Source organism: Photorhabdus sp. RM323S, from assembly GCF_042879375.1.
GTDB lineage: Bacteria > Pseudomonadota > Gammaproteobacteria > Enterobacterales > Enterobacteriaceae > Photorhabdus > Photorhabdus tasmaniensis.
Genome location: NZ_JBHFKZ010000112.1, coordinates 1 through 3,134, shown reverse-complemented (window position 1 = coordinate 3,134; position 3,134 = coordinate 1). Strand labels below are relative to the sequence as shown.

2 protein-coding genes and 1 pseudogene are annotated in these 3,134 nt (G+C 48.8%); 2 read left to right on the top strand and 1 reads right to left on the bottom strand.

What is annotated here, in order from left to right; genetic code table 11:
• The first annotated feature begins 188 nt into the window (after positions 1-188).
• Both ACGF7G_RS21780 and ACGF7G_RS21775 read left to right on the top strand, forming a co-directional pair.
• Positions 189-542 carry a hypothetical protein gene (locus ACGF7G_RS21780; protein ID WP_387468340.1) on the top strand — a complete coding sequence of 118 codons (354 nt, stop codon included), beginning with the start codon at positions 189-191 and terminating at the stop codon, positions 540-542.
• A 298-nt stretch (positions 543-840) separates the two neighbouring features.
• Positions 841-1,179 (top strand): annotated as a pseudogene (locus tag ACGF7G_RS21775) (transposase); the annotation flags it as partial.
• Positions 1,180-1,325: 146 nt separating this feature from the next.
• Here the strand turns inward: ACGF7G_RS21775 and ACGF7G_RS21770 are convergent.
• Positions 1,326-3,134, bottom strand: a 1,809-nt coding sequence (locus ACGF7G_RS21770) for a thioesterase domain-containing protein (RefSeq protein ID WP_387468338.1), incomplete at its 5' end; no start/stop codon positions are given.

Here is a 3,134-nt window from a genome sequence, read left to right as displayed (position 1 = left end):
CGCAAACATAAGCGTCTTCGTGGACACCGCCGACGCGCCAGTCACTGGCTGGCGCGTATGGCGCGGAAGGAAACAAGGCTGTTTGCACACTGGCCGCTGCTATGGGGGCAGGCTTCAATGGGAAGAGCCGGATGAGCTGAGAGGTTCATGTCCGGTTCTGTGAGCACCTGAGGGGGCGGTTCCCGCGGGTGACTCGACCGGTACTGGGCTTCCAGAAACATCAGGATGCTCGGGCGTGCCAATTCCTGCTACAACGACGTCTGATGCAGTTTAGGTTGAAGGTACATCCAGCGAAAACCCGGCTGGTACGATTTGGCCGCTTTGCGTTAAAGCAATATGAGGAGCGGCCGGAAAGGGGCAAACCGGGGACGTTTAATTTTCTGGGATTTACGCATTATATAGGACGATTACACACGGGCAAGGATGCGGTGATGCGCAAAACCCAACAAAAACGGCGTCAAACACAACTGAAGCGAATAAAACAGGGGCTGCGGCAACGGGCTGCACAACCGCCCGGAAGAAACGGGACGATGGCTTGGTAGAAGGGCACATCAATGACTATGGTGTCCCCTTCAACAGCAGAGCATTGTGTCAATTTGTGGAAGAAGTGAAGCGGATGTGGCTGAAGTCACTGAAACGGCGAAGCCAGCGGCACAAAATGACGTGGTCGCGTTACAGTCAACGGGTGAATAAATGGATACCGTTCCCCCGAATTGTGCATCCTTATCCTTTGCAGCGCTTTTACGCCAAACACCCGAGGTAGGAGCCGGATGCGTTAGTCGCGCACGTCCGGATCTGTGCGGGGGGTAGCCGGTAACGGCTATTCCTACCGCGACCGTTTTTTTCAATGAAATAAGAAGGTTTTATCCTAACTATCATCAAAAAATTCATCTTATTGTGGATGGTGCAGGTTACAACAAAGCGCATCTTGTGAAGGATTGGGCTTATGTTAGCAATATTGAGTTACATTACCTTCCGCCATACAGCCCAAATTTAAACCCGATAGAGCGATTATGGAAGGTCATGAATGAACATGTTCGAAATAACCGTTATTTCGCTAATAAACATGAATTTCGAGACAACGTATTCAAATTTTTCACCACAACGCTACCTGATATAGCGGACTCGTTGACGTCTAGAATTAACGACCATTTTCAGGTGCTAAAAACTGCATCTTGAAGTTTCTTGGGTATAATCAAATAATTTATTATAAAAATCATCCTTTTCCTTATTCTGTTTTAGCATAGAAATAATCCGGTATAAACAATATATACCGGATTATCACACTAATATTAAATTATTCAATATTGATTAATACATCTGTATTACAACACCTCCCTGTCACAATTGATTGCCAACACCCTATTCATAGCCTGCGCTAAAGCCGCTTTATTTTCATTCTCCTCCAATAAACTAAAATGGTTACCCGGTATCGCAATCAACTTAAGCGAAGTATCAGATATTATCTGCGCCCAGCCTAGCGACGGTTCTATATTTAACGATTCTGGTTCTTCATCCGCAATAAAAGAGGAGGAAGGTTCTATCGCATAAAATTGATGCAACGTTACCGCTAGTCCTTGCGGCTCATAATTTCCGACTATTTGCGCATAACACTCTATCTGCTCCCAACGTTTTGCGATTAAATCAGCGCGCAGATTGACCGGGTATAACGCCAACTCCTGTGCTGCTTCAATAAACTGGACTAAATTCAGCTCATTGATTCGCTGGTACAACGCTGCTATCTCCTCAGTGTGTTCTTCCCCAAATTGCCTGGCCAACTCGGTAAAGAACTGATGTTTAGGCTGCACAGGCTGTTCGCTGACATAATGAGGTGCCGGCGTATCAATCAATCCCAGGAAGTTCACCGTCTCACCAGTATGCAAAAGCTGCTGGGCAATGGCATAAGCCAATATGCCGCCGGAAGAGTAACCACATATCCGATACGGACCCTCCGGCTGAACCGCTTTCATCAAGCTGATCATTCTGGCTACGTGTTCTTCCATCGTTGACATCGGTTCTTCACTGATGGATGACCAGGGAAGGGCATAAATCGGATAGCTTGACTGGATATGTTGAGCCAGCCCGAAGACATAGGAATGGTCCCCCAATCCACTGGGAACAAAGAACAGCGGCAATTCCGTTCCAGCCATTCGCACCGATATGGCGCTGCTTTGCGGTTGAGACAATAAATCTGACGTGATTTTAGATGCCAGTTCAGACAGCACCGGGAATTGGAATAAAGCATTTAATGTGCAAACCAAACCACAACTGGCGGCAAGATTTGTCATTCGCATGGCAAGCAGAGAATGACCGCCCAGCGTGAAGAAACTGTCATGCCGGCTGACTTGCTCAACCCCCAGCAACTCACGCCAAATAGCTGCCAGTGCAATTTCCGTTTCCCCTTGTGGCGCAGCATAAACCTGATGGGCAAACGCGTCATTATCCAGCGCCGGCAGCATTCGACGATCCAGCTTACCGTTCGGGGTCAACGGAAGTGCATCCAGCCGCACAAAGGCCGACGGTACCATATAGTCAGGTAAAGTTGCACTCAGGTGAGCACGCAGGCTATTCGCCAGCCCCTCATCCGTTTGCACCACAACATAAGCGACCAGACGCTTATCCTGCGCTTCTCCCAACACCAACACCACCGATTCACGTACCGCCGGGTGTTCTATCAGCCGGGCTTCAATTTCCCCCGGCTCAATGCGGAAACCGCGGACTTTAACTTGCTGGTCGTTGCGGCCCAGGAATTCCAAGTTGCCATCCGGCAGGTAACGAGCTAAATCCCCGGTACGGTACATACGAGCACCCGGTCGATCACTAAACGGATCAATGAGGAAACGTTCAGCGGTCAATTCTGGCCGATTCAGGTAACCACGAGCGACAGCGACTCCCCCAATGTAAAGTTCACCAGTGACACTCATTGGGACAGGTTTCCCGTAGGTATCGAGAATATAAATTTGGGTATTGGATATTGGGCGGCCAATCGGTACGTTATCGGCAAAACAGCTCAGATGGTTGATATCAAACACGGTACAACCCACGACGGTTTCGGTTGGGCCATACTCGTTGATGATGCGTGATCCAGGCGATAATGTTTGCCAAAGTGCAATAGTGGAACTGGGTAGTGTCTC